We start from the raw sequence: 25,837 nt of genomic DNA, 5'->3' as shown, positions 1-25,837 counted from the left end.
ATGAAACCGAGGTGATGCGATGCTAGGGACCATGGACGATCCGCGTCAACCACCAGCGCACCCCGTGTTGCACCGCGGAACGAACAGCGCGCGAGTCGGCACCCTCAACCGGGCCCTCGTCCTCGACGTCGTCCGCAGGCAGGGCCCGGCCACCCGGACCGCGATCGCCGCGACCACCGGACTCACCGCGCAGACCGTGTCGAACATCGCCGCCCGGCTCCTCCGCGAAGGACTCCTCCGCCATGAAGCCCCCACCGCACCCGAGGGACCCCGCGCGCTCGGCATCGCCCCCGACGCCCGGTACGCCATCGGCCTCCACCTCGACCCCGCTCGCGTCACCGCGGTCCTGGTCGACCTCGCCGGCACCGTCCTCGCCACCGAACACCGTGACACCGGCCGCGTGGACGACCCCACGGCGACCCTCGACTCCATGGCCGCGATGACGGAACGCCTGCTCGCCGGACGGACCCGGCAGCACCGCACCACCCGGGAACGCCTCGTCGGCATCGGCGTCGCGGCACCCGGGCCGCTCGACCCGGCACGGGCGGCGCTCGCCGCACCGGTCCAGCTCCCCGGTTGGGCCGGCGTGCCCGTCGCCGAGGAGCTCGGCCGTCGCACCGGCCTGCCCGTCCTGCTCGAGAAGGACGGCGTCGCGGGCGGGCTCGGCGAGGCCTGGACCACCACGAGCACCGCGGGCCTCGTCACGGTCACGCTCGGGCACGGGATCAGTGCGGCTGTGGTCGCCGGGGGCGAGGTCGTCCGCGGGGCGACCGGCAACGCCGGCGAGTTCGGCGGAATGCCCGTGCACGCCCACGGCCGGTGGACCGCCGTCTGGGAGGCCTGCCAGCCGCTCCAGCAGGTCCGGCGCGCGATCGACGCCGGACTCCTGCCCGCCGACACCGGCACCGACTGCCCCGCCGCGGTCCGCGCCGCCTACGAGTCCCTCTGCGCCGATCCCGATGGTGCACCCCTGGTCGCGGCCGGCGGAGCGGCCCTCGGCTCAGCGCTGGCCCACGTCGTCGAACTCCTCGACGTCACCGACGTCGTGATCGGCGGCAGTGCGGCCATCGCGGGCGGCGAGGTGTTCCTCGACGCGGTCCGCACGAGCCTGGCGGGCCGCCTGCCGGACGCGCCGCGGATCGCCGTCGAGCCGACCACGCACGGCGAACAGGCCGTCGCCCGCGGTGCGGCGTGCGCGGTCCTCGCGACGGCGCTCGACGCGCGCGCGCCGGAGGAGACCGCCTCGCGTGTCGCGACGGCCCGCGGGCCGCGGGCCCGCAGCATCGCGCACCCCTGGTGAGCCGGCGCGGTCCGGTGGGTGCGGCCCTGGTCCGGCACCGGTCGGGAGGCGCGGTGCGCGTCCCGACCTGCACCGCACCTCCCGGCCTGGTCGCCGTCACCGCCCCGTCCACGTTCGCGGACCGCGTGACGTCCCGAGACGGCGACCGTCGCGACGCGACCCGCGGAGGACGTAGCGTCGTCCCATGACCACGACGACGCCGACCGCACCCGACTTCCAGGCCGCGTGGAGCGCCTGGCACGAGGCTCACGAGCGTTCCCGTGCGAGCGAGCACGGGTTCCTGGCGATCACGAGCATCCGTTGGCTGACCAGCACGCCGGAGCGGTTCGATGACGCTCCCGGGACGTGGTCCACTTCGGACGACGGGCCCGTGGTGGTGCTCGCCGAGGGGGAGTCGATCGAGGTCGACGGCGTCCGGGTCACCGGGACGCACCGCTTCGGACCACTGCCGGAACGGTCGAGCACGTCCGTCGTGTGGCAGGACGGGGACGAGACCGTGGTCGTCGAGGTCGCCCGCCGCGGTGGCAGTGACGTCATCCGGCCGCGCCACCCCTCGAACGCGACGCGGGTGTCGTACCCGGGAACGCCGTCGTACGAGCCGGACACCGCCTTCGTCGTCGACGCGCGCTTCGAGCCGTTCGAGACGCCGCGCTCGGTGACGGTGGGGTCCGTCGTTGACGGGCTGCAGCACGTGTACGAGGCGCCGGGCGTGCTGACGTTCGACCTCGACGGGCCGCGGTCGCTCCTGGCGTTCAACGGGCACGGGGACGGGTTGCACGTGCTGTTCACCGACCGGACGAGCGGGGTGACGACCTACGCGGCCAACCGGAGCCTGGACATCGCGGCGCCGGACGCCTCCGGTGCGACGACGATCGACTTCAACCGGGCGACGAACCTGCCGTGCGCGTACACCGAGCACGCGACGTGCCCGCTGCCGCCGGCGGAGAACCGGCTCGACGTGGCCGTGGAGGCGGGGGAGCGGCTGCCGGTGTGAGGCGGGCGGGCGCCGGGTGCGGGTGACGGGCCCGGGCGGTGCGGACTCGAAACGACACTGTCGATGTCGTACGACGTCGGCGGTGTCGTTGCTTGCGTGCGCGGGCTGTTGCGCGCGCTCGGTTGCGACGAGTCCGATGTCGTACGACGTCGGAGTCGTCGTACGGCAGCGGCGCCCTCCCGCCCGCCCGGCAGCCCGCGCGAGCGCTCAGGGCACCCGGACGCGGGACCACCCGCTCGCCGCCCGCCACGCCTGCGGGTCGAACGTGAACACGCTGCCCATGCCCGGCTGGTCGAGCGCGCGGGAGATCGGCACGCCGCGCAGGTCGGCGAGCAGCAGCGCCCCGACGGCACCGTGCGAGACGATCGTGACGTCGCCGTCGGTGGTCAGCGCCCGGACCGCCCTGACGATGCGCGCCTGGGCGTCGACCGCCCGCTCCCACCCGCGCACCGAGCCTTCCGGTGCGGCGAAGAAGGCGTCGACGACCACGTCGAACTCGTCGAGCGGCAGGTAGCCCGTCGCACTGCGGTCGATCTCACCGAGTGCGGCGTCCGTCGAGGGGACGAGCCCGACCGCCTCCGCGACGACCGCAGCGGTGTCGATCGCCTTCCGCTCGGTGCTCGACACGATGCGCCGGACCCCGGGGCACCAGGCGACGGCAGCGGCCCCCGCGGCGCGGGCACGGCCGTCGGTGGAGAGCCCCCACGACTCGATCGGCCGCGCGGGGTCCACGACGACCTCGGCGTGGGTCAGGAAGAACGAGGGCACGGCGTCACTCCAGGTCGTCGGCGGCCGACGGGTCCACGATCCGCACGCCGTCGACCTCGCCGATCCGGGCGATGAGCAGGGACCCCTCGGCCCGGCCGGCGACGTCGATCCGGACCGCGGTGGCGTCGGCCCGGTCGGTGTCCTGCTGCACGAGTCGGGCGACCCGCCACCCGCCGGCCGTGACGAGGGCGAGCACGGCCGGGAGCACCCCGCGCCCGGCGTCGTAGACCACGTCGAGCGTCATCGACTGCTCGGCGGAGCGGGACAGCGCCCGGACGATCGCGGTGTAGCCGAACACCACGACGAAGTGCAGGGCGGTGACGACCAGTGCGAGCAGCCAGAGTCCGGCTCCCGCGGCCATGCCGATCGCCGCCGTCTCCCACACCGCGGCCGCCGTGGTCAGCCCGCGGACCGCTCCGCGTCGGGTGAGGATGAGCCCGGCGCCGAGGAACCCGACCCCGGAGACGATCTGCGCGGCGACACGGGACGGGTCGAGCACGACGTGGTCCGGCACGAGGACGTCGCTGAACCCGTACTTGCTCACGAGCAGCATGAGGGCGGACGCGGTCCCGACGATCGCCTGCGTGCGGATGCCGGCGCTCTTCGACCGGAGCTGGCGCTCGAGGCCGATGAGCGACGCGAGGGCGAACGCGAGCAGGACCTCGCCGATCTGCACCCACCCCTGTCCGGCGAGCGGTTCGGTGAGGTGTTCGATCGTCACGCCGACCGACGGTACTCCCACCGCCACGCGGGGTAACACGCCGTCGTCGTTCGCAACAGACGATCGGGGCCGGTGCAGTGCTGCCTAGGGTCGCACCAGACGGACTCCGGGAGGAACGATGACCACAGCCCCGTTCGCGATCGCGATCGAACTCGACGGCGACGGCGCACACCCCGCAGCGTGGCGGGCGGTCGACCACGCGCCGACCGACCTGCTCAGCGGGAGGCGCATCGCCGCCACCGTGCGGGCTGCCGAGCGAGCGGGGTTCACCGTCGTGACGTTCGAGGACGCCGCGGTCCCGCCGGGCACGTCGACCGGCAGTGGTGTCGCCGGCCGGATCGACGCGGTCCAGCGTGCGGCCTTCGCGGCCCCGCTGACGTCGGCGATCGGTCTCGTCCCGGTCGCCCCCGCGGTGTACACCGAGCCCTTCCACGTCTCGACGCAGCTCGCCACCGCCGACCTGGCCTCCGACGGCCGTGTCGGGTGGATCGCGGACACCGACCCCGACCCGCGCTCCGCAGCGGTGTACGGACGCGCACCGGTCGACGCCGCCGAGGCCGTCGCGACCGCCACCGACGCGATCGAGGTCGTCCGTCAGCTCTGGGACAGCTGGGAGGACGACGCCGTCATCCGGGACACCACGACCTGGCGGTACGTCGACCGGGACCGCCTGCACCGGGTGACCGCCGAGTCGCCCCGGTTCTCCGTCGCCGGACCGAGCATCATCCCGCGGCCGCCGCAGGGGCAGCTGCCCGTGTTCGCCCCGTTGGCCGGCGGACTGCCCGCCGGCACCGACGTCGCCCTCGTCACCTCGAGTGCGCAGGCCACCCGTCTGGTCGCGACCGAGGCCGGCGCCGCGCAGGTGTGGCTCGAGCTCGAGGTCGCCCTCGACCGTGCCGGTGTCCCCGCCGCCCGCCGGGTCGCCGACCTCGACGCGCACGAGCCGTGGGCACCAGGAACCGTCGGGCGGTACGTCGGCGACGCCGCCGGCCTCGTCGACCTGCTCACCGACCTCGCCGGCCAGGTCGACGGCGTGCGGCTCCACCCCGCGGTCCTGGACGACGACCTCGACGAGATCGGTCGCGCCGTGCTGCCCGCCCTCCGCGAGGCCGGGCTCTTCCGGTCGCCCCGTCCCGGTGACCGGCTGCGGGACGTCCTCGGGCTCCCGGCCGCGGTCAACCGCCACACCGCCGCCCGCACCGCCGCCCTCGAGGAGGTCACCGCATGAGCACCACGACCCCGCGCAACCAGATCCAGTTCGGCGTCTTCTTCCAGGGCGTCAACTCGACGACGATCTGGACCGAGCCGGAGTCCGGCTCGCAGACGGCGTTCGAGTCCTTCCGCCGCATCGCGCAGACCGCCGAGCGTGGACTCTTCTCGGCGTTCTTCCTCGGCGAGGGGCTGCGTCTCCGCGAACACCTCGGGCAGGTGCACGACCTCGACGTCGTCGGCCGTCCGGACGCCCAGACGCAGCTCGCCGCCCTCGCCGCGATCACCGACAGGATCGGCCTCGTCGCCACCCAGAACACCACCTACAACGACCCGGTCGACCTCGCGCACCGGCTGCAGAGCCTCGACCTGCTGTCCGGCGGGCGGGCGGCCTGGAACGTGGTCACGACCGACAACGCCTGGACCGGCGCGAACTTCCGCCGTGGCGGCTACCTCGACCACGCCGACCGGTACACCCACGCCGAGCGGGTCGTCGAGACGGTCCGCGCCGTCTGGGACTCGTGGGACGACGACGTCGTCGCCTCCGGCCGTGACGCGGCGAACTGGGCGGACCGTTCGGGCGTCCACGTCGTCGAGCGCGACCTCGGGCACTACGCCGTCCGCGCCGAGGGACGGCTCCCGCGCAGCGCCCAGGGACACCCGGTGCTCTTCCAGGCGGGCGACTCCGACGAGGGGCGCGACTTCGCCACCAGGGCCGCCGACGTCATCTTCAGCGCGCACCCCGAGTTCGAGGACGCCAAGGCCTTCGCCGCGGACATCCGCCGTCGCACCCTCGCGGCAGGCCGCCCCGAGGACGACGTGAAGATCTTCCCCGGTCAGCAGTTCGTCCTCGCGGACACCGACGCCGAGGCCGAGGAGAAAGCGCGCTGGGTCGCCGAGCACCAGATAACACCGGCCACGGCGATCGCCTACCTCGAGAACATCTGGGGCACGTCGCTGCAGACCTACGACCCGGACGGCCCGCTGCCGGACATCGACCCCGTCGTCGAGGTCACCGGTTCGACGCGCGGCTCCGGCTTCCAGTTCCAGAAGTCGCAGGAGCTCGCGACGCAGTGGCGGGCACTGTCCGAGGCCGAGGGGCTCTCGATCCGCCAGCTCGTCACCCGCGTCGGCGTCCGTCGCGGCGGCATCGTCGGCGGCTACTCGAGCGTCGCGGACCGGCTCGCCGAGTACGCCGACGCCGGGGCCGTGCACGGGTTCAACGTCTCGCCGTGGCTCGTCCCGTCCGGCCTCGACGACATCGTCGACCGCCTCGTGCCACTCCTGCAGGACCGTGGCGTCTACCCGACGGAGTACCGCGGCGACACGCTGCGCGAGCACCTCGGCCTGCGCGGTCCGCTGACGCGACGCGCGGTCGCCTGACGCGGGCCGGTCCCGGAGAGCGGCGCACGGCCGTCGCGGCGACCGACCGCCGGCCTGGAGGCGCGGTGCGGGCCCGCCCCGTGCCTCCCGACCGTCAGGGGTTCGCCGTAGGGTGAGCGCGTGGAGTTCCCGGGGGAGGCGGCCGGCGCGCGTGACGCGTCGACCTCTCCGGGGTCACCCCGGGGCACGCAGGACCAGCAGGACGACACGCCCCGAGCGGGACGGCGCGCTCCGCGCGCGACGCCGCACGGAGGCACCGACGGGTCCCCCGGGAACCCCACGCCCCTGTCCGTCGTCGCCGGCGCCCTCGCGGACGCGTTCCTGACCGCGGAGCACTGGGGACCGGACGACCTGACCGCTGCCGGCTGGGCGGTGGTGGGCGTCGAGCGTGCCTACGTCGGGCTCGCGGTCGCGGCGGCCCTCGCCGCGTACCCACGGCCACCCGTGGACGCACCGCGACAGCTCGCGGCGGTGCTCGCAGCGGCACCGCGGCTCGCCGAACTGCACCGGGCACGCGAGGCCCGCCGGCCGGTCCGGATCACCGCGCGCCGGGCGACCGCGGTCCGGGCACGACCGGAGACCGCGTCCCGACTGCTCGTCGACACGCTGCCGGAACTCGCGCGCGAACTCGACCTGACCGTCGGCCGGCTGCTCTGGCTCGCAGACACCCGTGCGTGGAACCGACGACCGGGTCCGTCCAGCCCGCTCCACCACTACCGCGCGGAGTGGATCCGTCGGCCCGGGCGGACGCCGCGGTTGCTCGAGAAGCCGATGGACCTGCTCCGCCGGACGCAGCGGACCATCCTCGACGAGCTCCTCACCGCGCTGCCGGTGCACGACGCGGCGCACGGCTTCGTCGGTGGTCGGAGCGTCGTGACCGGAGCCGCAGTGCACACCGGGCAGCAGGTCGTCGTCACGGCCGACCTGACGTCGTTCTTCGCGAGCGTCACCGCGCCCACCGTGTACGGGGTCTTCCGTTCGGCGGGCTTCGCGGAGCCGCTCGCGCACGTCCTCACCGGCGTCTGCACGCACCGGGTGCCGGTGCACGTCCTCAGCGCGATGCCGGACGGCGGCAGCCCGGAGGAACGGCAGACCCTGCGCGGGATGCTCCGGGAAGCACACCTGCCGCAGGGCGCACCGACCTCACCGGCGCTCGCGAACACCGCGCTCCGGCACCTCGACGCGCGGCTCGCGGGGTGGGCGGCCTCGGTCGGCGCGGTCTACACCCGGTACGCCGACGACCTGACGTTCAGCGGCGACGACCGGCTCGCGGCACGACCGGACGCGTTCCTCCGCGGGGTCGACCGGATCGTGACGGAACAGGGACTCCGGCTGAACCCGTCGAAGAGCCGGGTGCGGCGGCGGGGCTCGCGGCAGTCGGTCACCGGGGTCGTCGTCAACGACCGGACAGCACCCGGTCGGCGCGAGGTCGACCGGCTGCACGCGATCCTGCACAACGCCGCCGTGCACGGCCCGGCCTCGCAGAACCGTGCGGGTCACCCCGACTTCCGCGCGCACCTGCTCGGACGGATCGGGTGGGTTGAGCAGGTCCACCCCGGACGCGCACGGCGGTTGCGCGACGAGTTCGCCCGCATCGTCTGGTGATGGCGGTCCGTCCGCGCGCGGGTGTGACGCCGGATTGCGGTGGGCACGAGCCGGACGCCTGCCCGCCGGTAGCGTGCCGCCATGTGCCCGAGTGAGATCCCGGCCGACGCCCGCTACGAGGAACTGATCGCGCCGCTCCGACCGGTGATCGACCGGATCGCCGTCGACGCCCGGCAGCGGGAACGCGAGGAACGGCTCGCCACCGACCAGCTCGGGTGGCTCGTCGACGCCGGGTTCGCCCGCTGGCGCACCCCGGTCGAGTGGGGCGGGGTCGGTGCCCGCCTGTCGGACGTCTTCCGCGCGATCGCCGAGATCGCCGAGGTCGACCCGAACCTCGCGCACGTGTGGCGGAACCACTTCTCGTTCATCGAGGACCGGGTGCACGCCGAGGGGAGCCCGTTCGACCAGGAGATCGTCGCGCGACTCGGGGGCGGCGAGTTCGTCGGCGGCGGGTGGAGCGAGACCCCGAACACCGCAGGCGTCGACATCACCACCCGGATCACCCGCGACTCGGACGGCGGCTGGCGCGTGACCGGCCGGAAGTTCTACTCGACCGGCAGCGTCTACGCGCGGTGGATCACGGTGCTGGCGCTCGACGACACCGGAGCGCGGTTCATCGCACTCGTGGACGCCCGGGACCCGGGCGTGCAGATCGGCGACGACTGGGACGGCTTCGGGCAACGGATCACCGGCAGCGGGAGCGTGGCGTACACCGACGTGCGGGTCCCCGACGAGCGGGTGCTGCCGTACGCGACGCGCTACCCGTACCAGGAGCAGTACTACCAGACGGTGATGCACGCGATCCTCGTCGGCATCGGGCGGGCGTCGCTCCGTGAGGGGATCGCGGCGCTGCGCTCCCGAGCCCGCGGGCACCACAACGGCACCGCCGAGGACCCGACGCAGGACCCCGAGCTGCTCGGCACGATCGGCACCGTCGCTGCCCGGGTGTACGCCGCCGACGCCGCGTTCACCGCGAGCCTCGGGCCGGTGGACGCCGCCGTCGACCGGCACACGGAACTCCGGGCGACCGGGGCGGACCCGTCGACGGACCCCGTCCTGCGCGCCGCCCTCGAGCGGAGCTGGATCGCGGTCGCCCAGGCGCAGACGGTCGTCACCGACGCCGTGCTCGACGCGACCACGCTCGTGTTCGACGCCCTCGGGTCGAGCGGCACCTTCCGCTCCCTGGGCCTCGACCGGCACTGGCGGAACGCCCGGACCCTGGCGTCCCACAACCCGCGCGTGCACAAGCGGCGCATCGTCGGCGACCTGCTCGTGAACGGCGCCAGTCCGCTCGACCGGGCGTAACCCGCCGTCACGAGGCGCAACCCGACGACACCTGCACCCGGCGAGCCCGCTCCGCCCCGTACGGTCGTCGGCAACGGCCCGCCACGGACGCAGGGGAGGCGGGGTGGCGGGCCGCTCTGCACGCAACGAGCGCGCGTACCGAACGCTCGCACCGGGAGGGGCCCACCGTGACCGAGACACCCGCACCGACGATCGTCACCGTGCCGGACGCCGACCTCGCAGCGGCCGCTGCCCGACCCGGCGGGATCGCCCGGCTCGCCGACCGGATCCGGGCCTCCGGTGCCGTGGCCGTCGCGATCGGCACCGACCGCTTCGACCTCGAACGCGGTCGTGGTCACCGACTCGACCCGACGACGGCGGCGCTCGCCCTCGGCCGTGCGCTGCCCACGCACGGGCTGCTCGTCGCGGCGGCACCCACCCGGGAGCACCCCTACAACGTCGCCCGCCGGGTGCTGTCCCTCGACCACGTCCTGGACGCCCGGGTCGGACTCGTCGTCGGCGCGCGGGACCACAGGCTTCCGGTGACGGCTGAGCAGCACGACGTGGCCGAGTTCGCCGAGGTCGTGCGCGGCCTCTGGCGGACGTGGCCCCTCGACAGCATCGTCGGCGACCGCGAGGCGGGCCGGTTCGCCGACACCACGCGGATCCGCCCGCTCGACCACGACGGCGGACCGGGCGGCTACCGGGTCCGCGGGCCGCTGACGACGCCGTCGAGCCGGCAGGGCGAACCCGTCCTCGCGGTCTGGCACGACGTCGCGTACGAGGGCGCCGACCTGGTGCTCGGTGCCCACCGCGACGACACCGGCGTCGCGCACCCGCTCATCCCGTTGCCGGCCGCGGCCGACGTGTCGGAGTCGAGCCGCGCCTCCAGTCCGACGACCGACACGGCGACCGACCGACGGACGCTCCGCGACCTGCTCGGCCTGCCCGTCCCCGCGACGGTCGGCGCATGAGCGCCGACGCCGGGCTCGTCCTCGGGGTCAACCTGCAGGGCTTCGGCCAGCGGCCGGCGGCCTGGCGGACCCAGGACGTCGAGCCGACCGACCTGCTCACCGCCGAGTTCTGGGGCGAGCTGGGCAGGATCGCGGAACGCGGGCTGCTCGACATGGTGTTCTTCGCCGACCACCCCGCGCTCGGCGACCCGAACGTGCGCGCGTACGGGCTGCTCGAACCGTTCGTGGCGCTCGGGGCGATCGCCGACGCGACGACCCACCTCGGGCTCGTCGGGACGGCTTCGACCACCTACAACGACCCGGTGGACCTCGCCGAGCGGCTGCTGTCGCTCGACACGGTCTCCGGCGGCCGCGTGGCCTGGAACGCGGTGACGACCTACGACCGGTCGGTGTCCGCGAACTTCGGCGTCGCGACGAACCCGGAGCGCCCGGAGCGGTACGCCCGCGCCGGGGAGGTCGTCGACCTCGTCCAGGCGCTCTGGCGGTCCGCCGCCACCGGGGTCCCCGTCGACCACCACGGCGAGTTCACCGAGTTCGCGGGGGCGATCAGCGTCCCGCCCTCGGCGCAGGGGCACCCGGTGGTTTTCCAGGCCGGGGGCTCGCCGCACGGGCGGGACCTCGCTGCCCGGGTCGCCGAGGGCGTGTTCGCCGTCGAGCTGACGCCCGAGCCCGCGCGGGAGCACTACCGTGCCGTGAAGCAGGCGGCCGAGACCTACGGTCGGCGCGCGGCAGACGTGGCGATCGTCCCCGGTCTGTCGCTCGTGCTCGGGAGCACCGAGGCCGAGGCGCAGCGGCGGTTCGACGAGCTCGAAGCCCTCGCCCCGGACGGGTACTCGCTCCGGGCGCTCGGGACGCACCTCGACGCCGACCTCACCGACCTCGACCCCGAGGCGCCGATCCCCGCGGCGATCCTGGACCGCGAGGTCGACCCCGTGACGTACGGCCCCTCGCTCGGGTACCACGAGACCGTCGTCCGCTGGGTCCGCTCCCACAACACCTCCCTGCGAGAGGTCCTGCGCGGCTTCGGCGGGTACGGCGCCCGGATCGTCGTCGGCACGCCGGAGCAGGCAGCCGACACGATCGAGGAGTGGTACCGGACCGGGGCCGCCGACGGGTTCAACCTGATGATCGACGAGTTCCCGCGCGGCCTCGAGACCGTGGTCGACGAGCTCGTACCGATCCTGCAGCGTCGCGGAGTGTTCCACCGCGAGTACGAGGACGTCACGTTGCGCGGGCGGCTCGGCGCGCGGGCGCGCGGGCTGTAGGCGCCCGCGGCGGGCGGGCCGGCGTCCGCAGTGTGCGAGGTTCCGCCCACGGTGGGAGTCCCGGCGCCTCGCACCACGCGCGGAACCTCGCACCGCACGTCGCCCTCGCACCGTGCGAGGGCGCAGCCCCGCGCGCGCGTGACGTCGTGTGACGCCGCGGCGACGGCACCGCGTCACACGACGCAACGCCCGGTCACGCTCCGCAACACCCGTCGTCCCCGGGCCCGGTCGGTCATAGCGTCGCCACCATGACCGACTACCTCGACCGCGAGCACGACAAGACCTTCACGAAGGTCTACAAGCAGCAGACCCCGGACATCCTCAAGGCCTTCGTCCAGTTCGACGAGTCGGTGTTCCAGCCCGAGGGCCGCGAGATCCCGCTGAAGTACCGGGAGCTCATCGCGCTGGCGGTCGGCATCACCACGCAGTGCGTCTACTGCATCGACGGCCACAGCCAGCGCGCGGTGAAGGCCGGCGCGAACGAGGCCGAACTCGCCGAGGCCGCCTGGGTCGCCACGGCCATCCGCGCCGGCGGTGGGTTCGCCCACGGCCGCCTCGGCTTCAAGTTCGGCGCCGACGCCGCGACTCCCGCCCCGCACGAGCACTGACCACCGACCACACCCGACGGAAGCGCACCCCATGCCCGACCGCATCACCCTCGTCACCGCCCTGCAGGGCGCCGGCTGGCACCCCGCCGCCTGGCGCACCGCCGGCCCCGCGGCGCAGCGCCTCACCAGCCTCCGGCACTGGCGCGACGTCGTCGTGGAGCAGGACCGACTCGGCGTCGACGCCGTCACGATCGAGGACTCCTTCACCGCCGGTCCGGTGGACGCGGCGGGTGACCTCGACACGGGCACGGTCGTCGGTCGCCTCGACGCGCTCCTCGTCGCGAACGCGGTCGCGCCCGCGACCCGCGCGATCGGTCTGGTGCCGACCGTCTCGGTGACGCACACCGAGCCCTTCCACGTCGCCACGGGCCTCCAGACCCTCGACCACGTCTCGCGGGGGCGAGCCGGGTGGCGGGTCCAGGTCAGCCCGACGCCCCGTGAAGCCGCGCTCTTCGGGCGCCGCCCCGGCGGCGACACCGCCGGCGACCTGTTCGACGAGGCGCGCGAGGTCGCCGAGGTCGTCTCGCGACTCTGGGACAGCTGGGACGACGACGCGATCATCCGCGACGTGACCACCGGCCGGTTCATCGACCGCGACCGCATCCACAACGCGGAGTTCGAGGGCTCCTTCGTCTCGGTCCACGGCGCGTCGATCGTGCCGCGGTCGCCGCAGGGTCGACCGCCGGTCCTCTCGCTGGCGCACCGCGCCGACGCGGCCGCGTTCGCCGTCGACGCTGCGGACGTCGTGCTGGTCACGCCCGGGTACGGCGGCCTGGAGGCACGGGACGCGCTGGCACTCGTCCGTGACGCTGAGCAGGCGGCCGGTTCTGACGTCCGTCGTCCGGTCCTCGCCGACCTCGCGGTGCTCATCGGGTCGTCGGCGGCCGAGGCCGCCGATCAGCTCGCAGCGCTCGACGCCGCCGCGGGTGTGCCGTACGCGGTCGGGTCCGGGTCCGACACGTCCGTGCTGGCCACGACCGTGCCCGAGCTCGTGACGCTGATCGGTGACCTGCGGGACCTCGAGTTCGCCGGCGTCAGGCTCCGCCCGCTGCGCATCCCGCTCGATTCCACGGCGATCGCCCGCGAGCTCGTCCCCGCGCTCGTCACGGCCGGCCTCCGCGCCGACGTGGCCTCGCGTCCCACCGCCGACCTGCGCACGCGGCTCGGCATCGCCCCGGCGGTCAGCCGGTACGCGTCCGTCTCCGGTTCCGCACCCGTGGAGGTCTCAGCATGAGCGCCAAGCGTCAGGTCCACCTCGCCGCCCACTTCCCTGGAGTCAACAACACCACGATCTGGAGCGACGACCGGGCCGAGAGCCAGATCGCGTTCTCGTCGTTCGAGCACTTCGCCCGGAACGCTGAGCGCGGGCTGTTCGACTACCTGTTCCTCGCCGAGGGCCTGCGGCTCCGCGAGCAGAAGGGCCGCATCCACGACCTCGACGTCGTCGGGCGCCCGAACACGCTCGCGATCCTCGCCGCCCTCGCCGGGGTCACCGATCACATCGGGCTCGTCGGCACGCTGCAGACCACGTTCAACGAGCCGCTCGAACTCGCGAAGCAGCTCGCGACGCTCGACCACCTCACCGACGGACGCGCCGGCTGGAACGTCGTGACCAGCTCGGACGCGTTCCACGGCGCGAACTTCCGTCGAGGCGGATTCCTCGACCACGCCGACCGGTACACGCGGGCGGCGGAGTTCATCGAGCTGTCCCGTGAGCTCTGGGACTCGTGGGAGTCCGACGCAGTGGTGGCGGACCCGGCCGCCGCCGGGCTCGCGCGTGGCCCCTTCGCCGACCGCTCCCGCATCAGCGACGTCGACCACCACGGCCCCCAGTTCGACGTCACCGGGACGTTCCCGGTGCCGCGGAGCCCGCAGGGGCACCCGGTGGTCGTGCAGGCCGGCGACTCCGACGAGGGGCGTGACCTCGCCGCGGCGCACGCCGAGGTGATCTTCTCGCTGCACACCGAGTTCGACGACGCGAAGTCCTACTACGACGACATCACGGCGCGACTCGAGCGCGTCGGCCGCTCGAAGGACGAGCTGCACATCCTGCCGGCGTCGACCTTCGTCCTCGGTGACACGCCGGCGGACGCCGCCGAGCGGGCCCGGGCGATCCAGCGCGCCCAGGTCAGCCCGGCCACGGCGATCGCGTTCCTCGAACAGGTGTGGAACCGCGACCTGTCCGGGTACGACGTGAACGGCCCGCTGCCCGACGTCGAGCCGGACCTCGACGGCGTCGCGATCACCCGCGGCCGCGCCCGGCACACCCGCGACGTCCCCGCGCTCGTGCAGTCCTGGCGTGACCTCGCTGCTGCGGAGAAGCTGTCGATCCGTGACCTGGTCATCCGCGTGTCGACGCGCGGCGGGTTCGTCGGGACGCCGTCGCACATCGCCGCCGAGATCGACCGGTACGTCCAGGAGCGCGCGACCGACGGCTTCGTCGTCGTCCCGCACACCAACCCGTACGGCCTCGACGAGTTCGTCGACACGGTCGTCCCGCTGTTGCAGGAGCGCGGCGTGTACCGGGAGTCCTACACCGAGGGCGCGACGCTCCGCGAGACGCTCGGCCTGCCGGGGAACATCCGAGACCGCCGGGGGGTCCTCGCGTGACGGCGCTCGGCTGGACGCCCGCACGGACGGCGGTGGCGGCGTGACCCGGTACGTGCTCTCGCGCATCGGGCAGGCGGTGCTCGTGCTCTGGGCGGCGTGGACGATCTCGTTCTTCGTCCTGTACGTCCTGCCGAGCGACCCCGCCCGGATCATGCTCGGTCCGGACGCCACCGACGTGACGCAGGCGCAGCTCGACGCCCTCCGACACCAGTACGGACTCGACCAGCCCGTGCTCGTGCAGTACTTCCAGCACCTCGGTTCACTGCTGACCGGCGACCTCGGTCGCTCGATCGGCGTCGGACGACCCGTCACCGAGGTCATCGGCGAAGCCGTCGGGCCGACCGCGCAGATCGCCGTCGTCGGCCTGCTGCTCGCGATCGTGTTCGGCGGTGGCGTCGCCGTGCTGGCGACGTGGACCCGGAACCGCGCCCTCGGCCAGTTCCTGCTCCAGCTGCCCCCGATCGGCGTCGCCGTGCCCGGCTTCTGGTTCGCCCTGCTGCTCGTGCAGTGGTTCTCGTTCGGCCTGCACGTGTTCCCGGCGTTCGGCGGCGAGGGACCGTCGTCGGTCGTCCTGCCGGCGATCACCCTGGCGCTGCCCACCGGTGCGACGATCGCCCAGCTGCTGTCGAAGTCCCTGGTCGCGACGCTCCGTGAGCCGTACGTCGACACCGCGTACGCCAAGGGCGCCGGACGGTGGCGGGTGCAGCTCCGGCACGCGCTGAAGAACGCCGCGCTGCCGGCACTCACCGTGACCGGCCTCATCGTCGGACAGCTGTTCTCCGGCACCGTCGTCACCGAGACGGTGTTCTCCCGCCCGGGCCTCGGCCGGGTCACCGCGACCGCCGTGCAGGGGCAGGACATCCCCGTCGTGCAGGGCATCGTGCTCGTCGCCGCGGCGATCTTCGTCGTCGCGAACCTCGTCGTCGACCTCGTGTACCCGCTCCTCGACCCGCGGGTCGTCCTGGCGGGGAGCCGCCGGAAGCTGCGGGAGCAGGACTGCGCGACGCCGGGTGCCACCCCGTCCGACGCCACCGAACCGAAGGCGGTCCCCGCATGACCGAGACCACGCAGCTCGCGATCGGCCGTCCCGCGTCGCTCGTCACCGACCGCGTCCCCGGCGGCGCGACCGCACTCCGGGGCCTCGTCGCCCGGCCGACGCTCACCGTGGCGGTCCTCTGGCTCGCGCTCGTCGTCCTCGCCGCGCTGCTCCCCGGAGCCCTGAGCCACCACGACCCGCTCGCCGCGGACCCGGCCGTGAAGCTCACCGCGCCGGACGCCGCGCACTGGTTCGGCACCGACCAGCTCGGCCGCGACCTGTACGCCAGGGTCGTGCACGGCACCGCGCTCACCCTGCAGGCGGCGATCCTCGCGACCCTCATCGGGCTCGTCGGCGGCTCGGTGTTCGGGCTCCTCGCCGGGTTCGTCGGCGGGGTGGTCGACACGGTGCTCATGCGCGTCGCGGACGTCCTGCTCGCCATCCCGAGCCTGCTGCTGTCGTTGACGATCGTCACCGTCCTGGGGTTCGGCACCGTGAACGTCGCGGTGGCGGTCGGCGTCGCGAGCATCGCCACCATCGCCCGGATCATGCGCTCCGAGGTCGTCCGCGTCCGCACCGCCCAGTACGTCGAGGCGGCCACCGCGAACGGGAACCGCTGGTGGCGGGTGCTCCTGGTGCACGTGCTGCCGAACGCGGCCGGCCCCGTGCTCGTCCTCGCCGCGCTCGAGTTCGGCACCGCGATCCTCGCCGTCTCGAGCCTGAGCTTCCTCGGCTACGGTGCCCAGCCGCCGGCACCGGAGTGGGGCTCGCTCGTCTCGACCGGCCGCGACTACATCGCCACCTCGTGGTGGCTGACGACCATCCCGGGTCTCGTCATCGCGGTCACGGTGCTCGCCGGCAACCGCGTCGCCCGGGCCCTCGACACCGAACGGCGGGCCGTCCGATGAGCCTCCTCAGCATCCGCGACCTCACGGTCGCGTACGGCCACGGCCGGCACGCGCGCACCGCACTGCACGGCGTCTCCCTCGACGTCGGCCGCGGCGAACGCGTCGCGATCGTCGGCGAGTCCGGTTCGGGCAAGTCGACGACGGCGCACGCGGTCCTCCGGCTCCTGCCCGCAGCGGCCGACCTGACTGGAGGCACGGTGCGGCTCTCCGGGACCGCCGCCGGTTCAGCGGACCTCGACCTGGTCACCGCTTCCGACGCCGAGGTGCGTCGTGTCCGCGGCGTCCGGATCGGCTTCGTCCCGCAGGACCCCACCGTCTCCCTCAACCCCGTCACGCGGATCGGCCGGCAGGTCGCCGAGGTGCTCGAGATCCACGGCATCGCAACGGGGGCAGATGCACACGAGCGCGCCGTGGAGGAGCTCCGCCGCGCCGGGATCGACCGCCCGGAGCTGCGCGCGAAGCAGTACCCGCACGAGCTCTCCGGCGGCATGCGGCAGCGCGTGCTCCTCGCCATCGCGCTGATCGGCGACCCGGAACTCCTCGTCGCCGACGAGCCCACGAGCGCCCTCGACGTCACCGTGCAGCGGACGATCCTCGACCACCTCGACCGGCTCGTCGCCGAGCGGGGGACCAGCGTCCTCTTCATCACCCACGACCTCGGGGTCGCCGCAGACCGGGCCGACCGGATCGTCGTGATGTCCGAGGGCCGGATCGTCGAGCAGGGCACCCCCGCCGAGGTGCTCGGCGCACCCCGCGAGGCCTACACCCGCGCGCTCATCGCAGCGGCGCCCAGTCTCGACGACGTGACCGTGTCCGTGGGAGCCGCCCCGCGCCTCCAGGCCGACCCTGCGGACCCGCTCGTCGTCGCGACCGGCCTGCGGAAGTCCTTCGCCCGCGTGGCCGCCGTCGACGGCGTCGACGTGACCGTCCCGCGCGGCCGCACCCTCGCGCTGGTGGGGGAGTCCGGGTCCGGGAAGTCGACGACGGCACGGCTCGTGCTCGGTCTCGAGCGCGCCGACGCGGGCACCGTCCGGTTCGACGGCGACGACGTGACCGCGGCCCGCGGTGCGGCGCTGCGGGCGTACCGGCGCCGCGCGCAGATCGTGCAGCAGAACCCGTACGCGGCCCTGCACCCGCGGCTGTCGGTCGGGTCGATCATCGCCGATCCGCTGGCGGCGTTCGGCATCGGCACCAGGCGGTCCCGTGCGGCCCGCGCCGCGGAGTTGCTCGACCTCGTGGCCCTGCCCGCCTCGGCGGCGGCACGTCGACCGTCGGAGCTGTCGGGCGGTCAGCGGCAGCGCGTCGCGATCGCCCGGGCCCTCGCGCTCGACCCGTCGTTCGTCGTCCTCGACGAACCGGTCTCGGCGCTCGACGTGTCCGTGCAGGCGCAGATCCTCGACCTGCTCGCGTCACTGCAGGAGACACTCGGCGTCTCGTACCTGTTCATCTCCCACGACCTCGCCGTCGTCCGCCGCATCGCCCACGAGGTGTCCGTCCTCCGGGGCGGGCGCGTGGTCGAGCACGGCGGTGTCGCCGACGTCCTCCACCACCCGCAGCACGAGTACACCTGTGCCCTGCTCGACGCGATCCCCGGACGATCCCGGCGGGTCGCACCCGACCCCGCAGGCGTCGTCGTCGACGGCGCTGCCGCACCCGAAGGAGTCTCATGACCATCCACCGCACCCCGATCCGTCTGGTGGCCGCGATCGCGGCCGGCACCGCGGCGGCCCTGGTGATGGCCGGCTGCTCGTCGGGCAGCACCGCGTCGTCGTCCTCGTCGTCGAAGCCGGTCGACGGCGGGTCGCTCACCTACGCGATCGCGAACGACCCGATCACGCTCAACCCGACGGGCACCGGCGCCGGCAACGACACGCTCGCCATCACCCGGCAGCTCGTCGACTCGCTGCTCTGGCAGGACCCGTCCGACGGCTCGCTCAAGCCCTGGCTCGCGACGAAGTACTCGGCGAACGCCGACGCCACCGCGTTCACGTTCGACCTGCGCTCCGGTGTGACCTTCTCCGACGGGTCGGCGTTCGACGCGACCGCGGTCAAGGACACGTTCGACGACATCGCGAAGGCCGGTGCGTCGAGCACCGCCGCCGCGTACTTCTCCGGCTACCGGGAGACGAAGGTCATCGACGACGACACCGTCGAGGTCGACTTCACGACGCCGAACGCCGCGTTCCCGAACGCCACCGCGTCGGTCGCGCTCGGCATCATCGCGCCGAAGACGACCGAGACGCCGTTCGACGACCGGGCCGACGGCAAGGCCGTCATCGGGACCGGGCCGTTCACCCTGTCGTCGTACACGAAGAACACCTCCACCGTCCTCACGAAGCGCAAGGACTACGACTGGGGCCCCGCCGCGCGGTCGAACGCCGGCGCGGCGCACCTGTCCAAGGTGACGTTCCAGGTCGTCCCGGAAGCGAGCGTCCGCACCGGCAGCCTGCAGTCCGGTCAGCTCGACGCCATCAGCAGCGTGCAGCCGAGCGACGTCGACACGCTGCAGTCGCAGTACGAACTCGTCACCCGCGCGAACCCCGGGCAGGTGTTCGGTCTCACGTTCAACCAGAAGCGCCCGCTCGTGTCCGACCTCGTCGTCCGCAAGGCGATCGCGCAGGCCGTCGACCCGAAGACCGTGCGGGACACGTCCCTGAACGACCTGTTCAAGGTCGCGACCTCGGTGCTCGGCTCGACCACCCCGGGCTACACCGACACCTCGTCGGCGATCTCGTACGACCCCTCCGCGGCGAAGAAGGCGCTCGAAGCAGCCGGGTGGGAGAAGGGATCGGACGGCATCCGCGCGAAGGACGGCCAGAAGCTGCAGCTCAAGCTCATCTGGATCACGAACTTCGGGCCGAACCAGACCTCGCTCGAACTCATCCAGCAGGAGCTGAAGAAGGTCGGCGTCGGCCTCACCCTGGAGAGCGGCACGGTCCCGCAGTACCTCGCCAACACGACGAGCGGTGACTGGGACATCGCGTGGGACAACAACTCGCGCGCCGACGGCGACGTCCTCCGCTCGAAGTTCTCGAGCGACGGTGCCCAGTCGATCGGTGCCGGCGACGGCACGCTCGACGCCCTGTTCACGAAGGAGCTCTCGCAGTCGTCAGGCACCGACCGCACCGCCACGTTCGCGGCGATCCAGGAGCGGATCGCCTCGCAGGTGGACTTCGTCCCGGTGCACGAGCTCACGAGCATCATCGCCACCGCCAAGGACGTGCACGGCATCGCGTTCGGCGCGGACACCCGCCTCGACCAGCTCACCGGTGCCTGGAAGGACGCAGCATGACCGCCGTTCCCCTGTCGATCCTCGACCTCGTCCCGGTCAGCGCCGGGTCCACCGCCGCGCAGGCGCTGCACCGGACGGTGGACCTCGCGCAGCACGCCGAGCGTGCCGGGTACGCCCGGTACTGGCTCGCCGAGCACCACCTCAACCCCGGCGTCGCGGGCAGTGCGCCGAACATCGTGATCGGCGCCGTGGCCGCCGCGACCTCGACGATCCGGGTCGGCAGCGCGGCGACCCTGGTCGGCAACGTCCGCGGGCTGCAGACCGCCGAGACGTTCGGCACGCTCGCGGCGCTGTACGGGCCGCGGATCGACCTCGGTCTCGGCCGGTCCGGTGCCCCCGCGCCCGGTACCCCGAAGCCGCCGTCCCTCGCGCCGCGCGAGGACGAGGTGGTCGACGGGCTGCTCATCCCGGCACCGTTCGACTTCCGGATCGCCCCGCGCAGCCGGTTCGCGCTGCAGGGCGAGCTGCTCGGTCGGGTGCCGGGCGACGTCGACCGGTTCGAGGGCGAACTCGACCTGATCCGGGCGCTGTTCGCCGGCACGTGGTCGCACGACGGCAAGGTCGTCGAGGCGCCGCCCGCCGCCGACGCCCCGGTCGAACTCTGGATCCACGGCTCCACCGGGGGAGCGAGTGCACGGGCCGCCGGGAGTCTCGGCCTGCCCTACGGCGCGAACTACCACACGTCGCCGGGCACCGTCCTGGCGTCGGTGCAGGCCTACCGCGATGCGTTCCGGCCGGGTGTGCTCGACGCCCCGCACGTCATCGTGTCGGCGGACGTCGTCGTCGGCCGGGACACCGCCGAGGCGTCCGAACTCGCGCTCGGCTACGGCCAGTGGGTGCACTCGATCCGCTCCGGCGTCGGGGCGATCGAGTACCCGACGCCCGACTGGGCGCGGGAGCACCCGTTGGACGACGCCGCGGCGGCATCGGTCGCGGACCGCATCGCCACGCGGTTCGTCGGCGACGCCGGTACGGTCGCGGACCAGCTCGAGACGCTGCGCCGAGCGACCGGGGCGGACGAACTCCTCGTCACCACGATCACGCACGACCACGACGCGCGGGTGCGCTCCTACGAGCTGCTCGCGGCGGAGTGGGCGCGACGGGCCGACGCCGGTGCGCCGGACCGCTCTCGGTCAGCGTCAGCGTCCGCGTCCGCGACCGAGTCCGTGCCGGCCGGGGCGGTTCGCTGATGCGGTTCCAGCTGCTCGACATCGTCCCGTACCAGGAGGACCCGGTCACCGGGCACATCGTCCCGCCGTCCGAGCGCCTGGCGTCCGTCGTCGAGACCGCCCGGTTCGTCGAGGAGCTCGGGTTCGACTCCTTCGCCGTGGGGGAGCGGCACGCCGGACCGTTCCTGTCCGCCGCACCGACCGTGCTGCTCGGGGCGATCGCGGCCTCGACCTCGCGCATCCGCCTGCAGACCGGCGTCACCGTGCTGTCGATCCTCGACCCCGTCCGGGTCGCCGAGGACTACGCGACCGTCGACCAGCTCTCCGGCGGCCGGCTGGAGCTGACGGTCGGCAAGGGCAACGAGGTGCTGCAGTACCCGATCTTCGGACTCGACCTCGCCGACCAGTGGGACCTGCTGGCCGAGAAGTACGCGGCGCTGCGGGCGTTCTGGGGCCCGGCGCCCGCTGACTGGGCGGGCGGGCCCGCCACCCACCCGCAGCAGGGCATCACCACGCTGCCACGCCCCTTCCGCCCGGGAGGCCCGCGCGTCTGGCACGGCTCGGCATCGTCCACGGTGTCGGTCGAACTCGCCGCACGGTGGGGCGACCCGCTGTTCAGCGCCAACGCGATCCAACCCCTCGAGGCCTACGGCGTGCTCGTCGACCGGTACCGGCAGGCGTTCGCCGAGGCCGGGCACACCGACCGGACGCCGTACGTCGGTGCCGGGGCCGGTGCCGGCGGGATCTTCGTCGCGTCGACCTCGCAGGAGGCCAAGGCGCTCTACGGCCCGGTCTACGAGGGCCTCGTCGCGCGCCGGGACGTCCCCGGGAACAACACGCCGTTCCGCGACATCGACCACGCCGTGGCCGATGGACCGGCGCTCGTCGGAATCCCGCAGCAGGTCGTCGACAAGATCGGGCGCTTCCACGAGCGACTCGGGACGGACCTGCAGTCGGTGTCGTTGCCGACGACGCTGCCGCTGGCGGACCAGTTCGCGACGCTGGAGCGGTTCGCCGCCGACGTCGTGCCGGTGGTGCGCGCGGCGTACCCGACGACCCTCTGGACGGCTGCCGACGCGCACGGCTCGACCGTGCCTGCGGAGGCCGTCGCGGCCTGAGACGCGACGCTGCAGCGGACGGGAGGCGCGGTGCCAGCCGGCACCGCGCCTCCCGTCCGTCGTGAGCGCGCGTCCGGCGCGTGCCTGTCGGGCTGCCGACTCGATGCGACGGATCCGATGTCGTACGACGTCGGCGTTGTCGCTGTCCCGCGGTCGCGAATGCCCGCGCGTGCAACGGGTGACGGATCCGCGGTCGTACGACGTCGGTGTTGTCGCACTGAGTCCGGCGTCCGGCGAGCACGCCGCCGGCGACGGCACGCGAGTCGATCGACGCGTGCGGTGTCGGTGCGACGGTGCCGTGGGCTCGGCCGATCGGGAGTGCGGACTCGATGCGACAGATCCGATGTCGTACGACGTCGGCGTTGTCGCTGTCCCGCGGTCGCGAATGCCCGCGCGTGCAACGGGCGACCGATCCGCTGTCGTACGACGTCGGCGTTGTCGCACCGAGTCGGTCCGCCGACCCCACGCGCGACGACACCCCCGCGGCCAGGACGGCCACGGGGGTGTCGGACAGCGCGTGCGGCGTCAGCTCGCGTCGAGCGGCAGGCCCTCCGGGTTGAGCTCGGACTGCTGCACGGCCTCGTTCGACAGGTTGTACGCCTTGAGCCACTTGGCGTAGGTGCCGTCGTCGATGAGTTCGTTGATGGCCTGCTGCACCGGCGCGGCCAGCCCGTTGCCCTTCTTGGTGGTCGCCGCGATGAGCCCCTGCAGGTCGGCGCCCGCACCCGAGTACGTGCCGGCGGTCGTCGTCGCCTTGGCCGTCCCCGCGTTCTGCTTGTTCTGGTACGCGATCGTCGGGTTCGGGCCGAGGTAGCCATCGACCTTGCCGGACTGCACGGCCAGGAGCTTCGAGTTCGCGTCCGGGTAGTACTTCACGGTGATGGTCTTGCCCTGCTTCTCGAGGTCGGCCTTCCACCCGAGCAGGATCTTCTCCTGGTTCGTCCCGGAGTCGGTGGCGATCGTCTTGCCAGCGAGCACGGACGGGTCGCCGTCGAACGTCAGGCTGCTGCCCTTCTTCACCTGCAGTGCGAGGTTGTCCTGGCGGTACGAGGCGAAGTCGTACTTCTCCTTGCGCTGCTCGGTCACGGTGACGTTGGACAGGCCGACGTCGATCGAGCCGCCGTCGATGCCGACGAACAGGTTGTCCCAGGTCGCGTTCTTGACCTGCGGTTCGAGGCCGAGCTTCGCGGCGACGAGGCGACCGATGTCGGGCTCCGAACCGGTGAGGGTCTTCTGGTCGTCCCCGGTGAACGCGAGGGGCGGGTACCCGGACGGCAGGGCGCCGATGCCGATGACGAGCTTGCCGGACTCCTTGACGTCGGCCGGGAGCTCGTCGTGGAGCTTCGAGTCCTCCTGCACGGACACCTTCGTCTCGGTGGCGGCGCCGTTCGACGCTGCTCCGATCGTGACGGTGCCGTCGTCCGAGCCGGTGCCGGCGCTGGCGTTCGCAGCGCAGCCGGCCAGGGCGACGACGACTCCGGCAGCGAGGACGAGTGCGCCGGCGCGGTTCCGCCAGCGGGAGGGGGTGATCGGGGACATGGTTCTCCAGGGTGCGTGGTACGTCGGAACGGGTGGGGAGTTCAGCGGACGCGGGACAGGAAGTCGCGCGTGCGGGGGTGCTGCGGGTCGTCGATGAGCTGCGCGGGTGGCCCCTGCTCGACGATGCGGCCGTGGTCGAGGAAGACGACGTGGTCGGCGACCTCGCGGGCGAAGGCGACCTCGTGCGTCACGATGACGAGCGTCGTGCCGGACTCGGCGAGGTCCTTGATGACGCCGAGGACCTCGCCGACCAGCTCGGGGTCGAGCGCCGAGGTCGGTTCGTCGAGCAGCACCACCGAGGGCACGAGTGCCAGGGCCCGGGCGATGGCCACGCGCTGCTGCTGCCCGCCGGAGAGCTGGCGCGGCCGGGTGGCTCCGCGGTCGCCGAGGCCCACGCGTTCGAGCAGCGTCTGCGCCCGGGCCTTCGCCGTGGCGGCGGGAACGCCGGAGGCGATCGGACCCTCGGCCACGTTCTCCAGCGCGGTGAGGTGCGGGAAGAGGTTGAAGTGCTGGAACACGAAGCCGATCCGGGAGCGCTGCCGCAGGATCAGCCGCTCGGGCAGCTCCTTGTAGCGGGGGACCCCGTCACGACCGGTCCGCACCCGGACGCCGATGGTCTCGCCGCCGACGGTCACGACACCACGGTCGAGGGGTTCGAGGTGGTTGATCGCCCGCAGCAGCGTGGACTTGCCGGATCCGGACGGCCCGAGGATGACGGTGACGCTCCCGGACGGCAGCGACAGGTCGACGCCGTCGATCACCGTCTGCGAGCCGAACGCCTTCACTGCGCCGTGGATGCCGATGGTCGCGCTCATCAGATGGCCCTGTCGTTCGTGGTGGAGGTGCCGGAGGTGACCGCCCGCTCGGCCGCGGCGGCCTCGGCACGGCGATCCGCGCCTCCAGGCCGGCGACCCGCGCCGTGCCGGACCGCAGCCCGCAGTCGCTGGAACGGTGTCGGCGGCAGCGCGCGGACCGAGCCGCGGGCCGTCCAGCGCTCGACGTAGTACTGCACGACCGACACCGCGCTCGTGAGCGCCAGGTACCAGAGCGTCGCGACGACGAGCAGCGGGACGATGTCCGTCGGGTAGGTGCTCGACAGGTTCTGGACGACACCGAACAGGTCGAGCAGCGACACGTAGAACAGCAGCGACGACGCCTTGAGCAGTCCGACGATCTGGTTCACGAACGCCGGCACGATCGAGCGGAGCGCCTGCGGCAGGATCACCCGCACGAACTGGCGGCGACGGGGGAGCCCCAGGGCCTGCGCGGCCTCGTGCTGCCCGTGGTCGACGGCGAGCACGCCGGCGCGGACGATCTCCGAGGCGTAGGCGATCTCGCTGAGGCTCAGCCCGATGACACCGATCGCCAGGTCACCGAGGACGTTCGCGGTCGGGACCTCGAGCTGGGGTCCGAACGGAACGCCGATGCCGATCGTCGGGTACAGCGACCCGAGGTTGTACAGGAAGACGAGCACCAGGATGAGCGGCACCGAGCGGAACAGCCACACGTAGCCCCAGGCGAGCCCGGACAGCACCGGGTTGCGCGAGAGCCGGGCGATCGCCACGACGACGCCGCCGGCGAAGCTGATCACGGCGCTCAGCGCCGTCGCGACGAGGGTGAGCTGCAGGCCGGTCAGGATCGCCGGGCTGAACAGCCACTTGCCGACCGCCGGCCAGCCCCACTGCTCGTTCGTGAAGAGCGTCTCGACGAAGTTCAGGAGCACCACGAGGACGATCGCGGCCGCGATCCAGCGCAGCGGGTGACGGAGCGGGACGACCGGCCGGTCGAGCGCGGCGCGTCCGGCGGCGTCGATGGTCGCGTCGGTCGGGCTTCCGGCCTGACTTCCGTTCGGACTGGAGGCGCGGTGCGCGTCCGTCACGCTCCTCGCGCCGTCGGGGCAGGTCACGGCGTCCCGCTCCGTGTCGGTGGTCTGGGTCATGTCGCGACCGTAGGAGGTGCGGCGGGATGCGACAACGCGGGGTGCAACACATCGGCACGGGACGGAACGCGGCGTCACACACCGGTTGTGGATGACGCTCTGTGACGTGCCGCGA

22 protein-coding genes are annotated in these 25,837 nt (G+C 73.4%); 17 read left to right on the top strand and 5 right to left on the bottom strand.

Annotated elements, in window-relative coordinates; genetic code table 11:
* Positions 1–64: 64 nt before the first annotated feature.
* Both ABIC61_RS14720 and ABIC61_RS14715 read left to right on the top strand, forming a co-directional pair.
* The gene (locus ABIC61_RS14720; RefSeq protein WP_354030523.1) at positions 65–1,300 is read left to right on the top strand and encodes an ROK family protein; all 1,236 of its coding nucleotides are present in this window, start codon (positions 65–67) and stop codon (positions 1,298–1,300) included.
* Positions 1,301–1,484: 184 nt separating this feature from the next.
* Entirely contained in the window at positions 1,485–2,294 is an 810-nt protein-coding gene (locus ABIC61_RS14715) for a DUF1684 domain-containing protein (protein WP_354030522.1), read from the top strand.
* Between the two features lie 207 nt (positions 2,295–2,501).
* On the opposite strand, the gene ABIC61_RS14710 is transcribed toward ABIC61_RS14715, so the two are convergent.
* Positions 2,502–3,062: a histidine phosphatase family protein gene (locus ABIC61_RS14710; protein ID WP_354030521.1), complete on the bottom strand. Its 561-nt coding sequence runs from the start codon at positions 3,060–3,062 to the stop codon at positions 2,502–2,504.
* A 4-nt stretch (positions 3,063–3,066) separates the two neighbouring features.
* Positions 3,067–3,783: an MgtC/SapB family protein gene (locus tag ABIC61_RS14705; protein ID WP_260852534.1), complete on the bottom strand. Its 717-nt coding sequence runs from the start codon at positions 3,781–3,783 to the stop codon at positions 3,067–3,069.
* A gap of 118 nt (positions 3,784–3,901) precedes the next feature.
* On the opposite strand from ABIC61_RS14705, the gene ABIC61_RS14700 reads away from it, so the two are divergent.
* The 15 genes from ABIC61_RS14700 to ABIC61_RS14630 all read left to right on the top strand — a co-directional run bounded on the left by ABIC61_RS14700 (position 3,902) and on the right by ABIC61_RS14630 (position 22,244).
* The gene (locus ABIC61_RS14700) at positions 3,902–5,011 is read left to right on the top strand and encodes an LLM class flavin-dependent oxidoreductase (RefSeq protein ID WP_354030520.1); all 1,110 of its coding nucleotides are present in this window, start codon (positions 3,902–3,904) and stop codon (positions 5,009–5,011) included.
* Positions 5,008–6,375: an NtaA/DmoA family FMN-dependent monooxygenase gene (locus ABIC61_RS14695; RefSeq protein ID WP_354030519.1), complete on the top strand. Its 1,368-nt coding sequence runs from the start codon at positions 5,008–5,010 to the stop codon at positions 6,373–6,375. The genes ABIC61_RS14700 and ABIC61_RS14695 overlap by 4 nt, the downstream gene beginning before the upstream one ends.
* A 120-nt stretch (positions 6,376–6,495) precedes the next feature.
* On the top strand, positions 6,496–7,980 hold the full coding sequence (locus ABIC61_RS14690; protein ID WP_354030518.1) for a reverse transcriptase family protein: 1,485 nt from the start codon (positions 6,496–6,498) through the stop codon (positions 7,978–7,980).
* Positions 7,981–8,061: 81 nt separating this feature from the next.
* Positions 8,062–9,285, top strand: a complete 1,224-nt coding sequence (locus tag ABIC61_RS14685; protein WP_354030517.1) for an acyl-CoA dehydrogenase family protein — start codon at positions 8,062–8,064, stop codon at positions 9,283–9,285.
* 167 nt (positions 9,286–9,452) lie between these two features.
* Complete coding sequence (locus ABIC61_RS14680) at positions 9,453–10,238, top strand: LLM class oxidoreductase (RefSeq protein WP_354030516.1); 786 nt, start codon at positions 9,453–9,455, stop codon at positions 10,236–10,238.
* Positions 10,235–11,503, top strand: coding sequence for an LLM class flavin-dependent oxidoreductase (locus tag ABIC61_RS14675; protein ID WP_354030515.1), 1,269 nt, complete (start codon positions 10,235–10,237; stop codon positions 11,501–11,503). The genes ABIC61_RS14680 and ABIC61_RS14675 overlap by 4 nt, the downstream gene beginning before the upstream one ends.
* 248 nt (positions 11,504–11,751) lie before the next feature.
* Entirely contained in the window at positions 11,752–12,111 is a 360-nt protein-coding gene (locus ABIC61_RS14670; RefSeq protein WP_354030514.1) for a carboxymuconolactone decarboxylase family protein, read from the top strand.
* 31 nt (positions 12,112–12,142) lie between these two features.
* Positions 12,143–13,345, top strand: coding sequence for an LLM class flavin-dependent oxidoreductase (locus ABIC61_RS14665; protein WP_354030513.1), 1,203 nt, complete (start codon positions 12,143–12,145; stop codon positions 13,343–13,345).
* On the top strand, positions 13,342–14,721 hold the full coding sequence (locus tag ABIC61_RS14660; RefSeq protein ID WP_354030512.1) for an NtaA/DmoA family FMN-dependent monooxygenase: 1,380 nt from the start codon (positions 13,342–13,344) through the stop codon (positions 14,719–14,721). The genes ABIC61_RS14665 and ABIC61_RS14660 overlap by 4 nt, the downstream gene beginning before the upstream one ends.
* A gap of 40 nt (positions 14,722–14,761) precedes the next feature.
* Positions 14,762–15,778 carry an ABC transporter permease gene (locus tag ABIC61_RS14655; protein ID WP_354030511.1) on the top strand — a complete coding sequence of 339 codons (1,017 nt, stop codon included), beginning with the start codon at positions 14,762–14,764 and terminating at the stop codon, positions 15,776–15,778.
* On the top strand, positions 15,775–16,665 hold the full coding sequence (locus tag ABIC61_RS14650) for an ABC transporter permease (RefSeq protein WP_354030510.1): 891 nt from the start codon (positions 15,775–15,777) through the stop codon (positions 16,663–16,665). Before ABIC61_RS14655 ends, ABIC61_RS14650 begins: the two co-directional genes overlap by 4 nt.
* Positions 16,662–18,335: a dipeptide ABC transporter ATP-binding protein gene (locus tag ABIC61_RS14645; protein WP_354030509.1), complete on the top strand. Its 1,674-nt coding sequence runs from the start codon at positions 16,662–16,664 to the stop codon at positions 18,333–18,335. Before ABIC61_RS14650 ends, ABIC61_RS14645 begins: the two co-directional genes overlap by 4 nt.
* Positions 18,332–19,957, top strand: a complete 1,626-nt coding sequence (locus ABIC61_RS14640; RefSeq protein ID WP_354030508.1) for an ABC transporter substrate-binding protein — start codon at positions 18,332–18,334, stop codon at positions 19,955–19,957. The genes ABIC61_RS14645 and ABIC61_RS14640 overlap by 4 nt, the downstream gene beginning before the upstream one ends.
* Positions 19,954–21,147, top strand: a complete 1,194-nt coding sequence (locus ABIC61_RS14635) for an LLM class flavin-dependent oxidoreductase (RefSeq protein WP_354030507.1) — start codon at positions 19,954–19,956, stop codon at positions 21,145–21,147. Before ABIC61_RS14640 ends, ABIC61_RS14635 begins: the two co-directional genes overlap by 4 nt.
* Positions 21,147–22,244, top strand: a complete 1,098-nt coding sequence (locus ABIC61_RS14630; RefSeq protein WP_354030506.1) for an LLM class flavin-dependent oxidoreductase — start codon at positions 21,147–21,149, stop codon at positions 22,242–22,244. The genes ABIC61_RS14635 and ABIC61_RS14630 overlap by 1 nt, the downstream gene beginning before the upstream one ends.
* Positions 22,245–22,769: 525 nt before the next feature.
* Here ABIC61_RS14630 and ABIC61_RS14625 read toward each other — a convergent pair.
* The 3 genes from ABIC61_RS14625 to ABIC61_RS14615 are packed head-to-tail and all read right to left on the bottom strand — an operon-like array spanning position 22,770 to position 25,722.
* Positions 22,770–23,783, bottom strand: a complete 1,014-nt coding sequence (locus tag ABIC61_RS14625; RefSeq protein ID WP_354030505.1) for a transporter substrate-binding domain-containing protein — start codon at positions 23,781–23,783, stop codon at positions 22,770–22,772.
* 41 nt (positions 23,784–23,824) lie between these two features.
* On the bottom strand, positions 23,825–24,598 hold the full coding sequence (locus ABIC61_RS14620; RefSeq protein ID WP_354030504.1) for an amino acid ABC transporter ATP-binding protein: 774 nt from the start codon (positions 24,596–24,598) through the stop codon (positions 23,825–23,827).
* Positions 24,598–25,722 carry an amino acid ABC transporter permease gene (locus ABIC61_RS14615; RefSeq protein WP_354030503.1) on the bottom strand — a complete coding sequence of 375 codons (1,125 nt, stop codon included), beginning with the start codon at positions 25,720–25,722 and terminating at the stop codon, positions 24,598–24,600. Before ABIC61_RS14615 ends, ABIC61_RS14620 begins: the two co-directional genes overlap by 1 nt.
* Positions 25,723–25,837: the final 115 nt, after the last annotated feature.

The organism is Curtobacterium sp. 1544, from assembly GCF_040544915.1.
GTDB lineage: Bacteria > Actinomycetota > Actinomycetes > Actinomycetales > Microbacteriaceae > Curtobacterium > Curtobacterium pusillum_C.
Note: the sequence above shows the minus strand (reverse complement) of the source record. Positions and strands in the feature narration are given on the sequence as shown.

What these genes read in the sequence shown, in the direction of transcription:
- ABIC61_RS14675 (WP_354030515.1), top strand. Translation starts at nt 10,235, where the DNA reads ATGAGCGCCGACGCCGGGCTCGTCCTCGGGGTCAACCTGCAGGGCTTC.
- ABIC61_RS14700 (WP_354030520.1), top strand. Translation starts at nt 3,902, where the DNA reads ATGACCACAGCCCCGTTCGCGATCGCGATCGAACTCGACGGCGACGGC.
- ABIC61_RS14660 (WP_354030512.1), top strand. Translation starts at nt 13,342, where the DNA reads ATGAGCGCCAAGCGTCAGGTCCACCTCGCCGCCCACTTCCCTGGAGTC.
- ABIC61_RS14615 (WP_354030503.1), bottom strand. Translation starts at nt 25,722, where the DNA reads ATGACCCAGACCACCGACACGGAGCGGGACGCCGTGACCTGCCCCGAC.
- ABIC61_RS14625 (WP_354030505.1), bottom strand. Translation starts at nt 23,783, where the DNA reads ATGTCCCCGATCACCCCCTCCCGCTGGCGGAACCGCGCCGGCGCACTC.
- ABIC61_RS14630 (WP_354030506.1), top strand. Translation starts at nt 21,147, where the DNA reads ATGCGGTTCCAGCTGCTCGACATCGTCCCGTACCAGGAGGACCCGGTC.
- ABIC61_RS14620 (WP_354030504.1), bottom strand. Translation starts at nt 24,598, where the DNA reads ATGAGCGCGACCATCGGCATCCACGGCGCAGTGAAGGCGTTCGGCTCG.
- ABIC61_RS14635 (WP_354030507.1), top strand. Translation starts at nt 19,954, where the DNA reads ATGACCGCCGTTCCCCTGTCGATCCTCGACCTCGTCCCGGTCAGCGCC.
- ABIC61_RS14640 (WP_354030508.1), top strand. Translation starts at nt 18,332, where the DNA reads ATGACCATCCACCGCACCCCGATCCGTCTGGTGGCCGCGATCGCGGCC.
- ABIC61_RS14645 (WP_354030509.1), top strand. Translation starts at nt 16,662, where the DNA reads ATGAGCCTCCTCAGCATCCGCGACCTCACGGTCGCGTACGGCCACGGC.
- ABIC61_RS14670 (WP_354030514.1), top strand. Translation starts at nt 11,752, where the DNA reads ATGACCGACTACCTCGACCGCGAGCACGACAAGACCTTCACGAAGGTC.
- ABIC61_RS14685 (WP_354030517.1), top strand. Translation starts at nt 8,062, where the DNA reads ATGTGCCCGAGTGAGATCCCGGCCGACGCCCGCTACGAGGAACTGATC.
- ABIC61_RS14650 (WP_354030510.1), top strand. Translation starts at nt 15,775, where the DNA reads ATGACCGAGACCACGCAGCTCGCGATCGGCCGTCCCGCGTCGCTCGTC.
- ABIC61_RS14715 (WP_354030522.1), top strand. Translation starts at nt 1,485, where the DNA reads ATGACCACGACGACGCCGACCGCACCCGACTTCCAGGCCGCGTGGAGC.
- ABIC61_RS14695 (WP_354030519.1), top strand. Translation starts at nt 5,008, where the DNA reads ATGAGCACCACGACCCCGCGCAACCAGATCCAGTTCGGCGTCTTCTTC.
- ABIC61_RS14665 (WP_354030513.1), top strand. Translation starts at nt 12,143, where the DNA reads ATGCCCGACCGCATCACCCTCGTCACCGCCCTGCAGGGCGCCGGCTGG.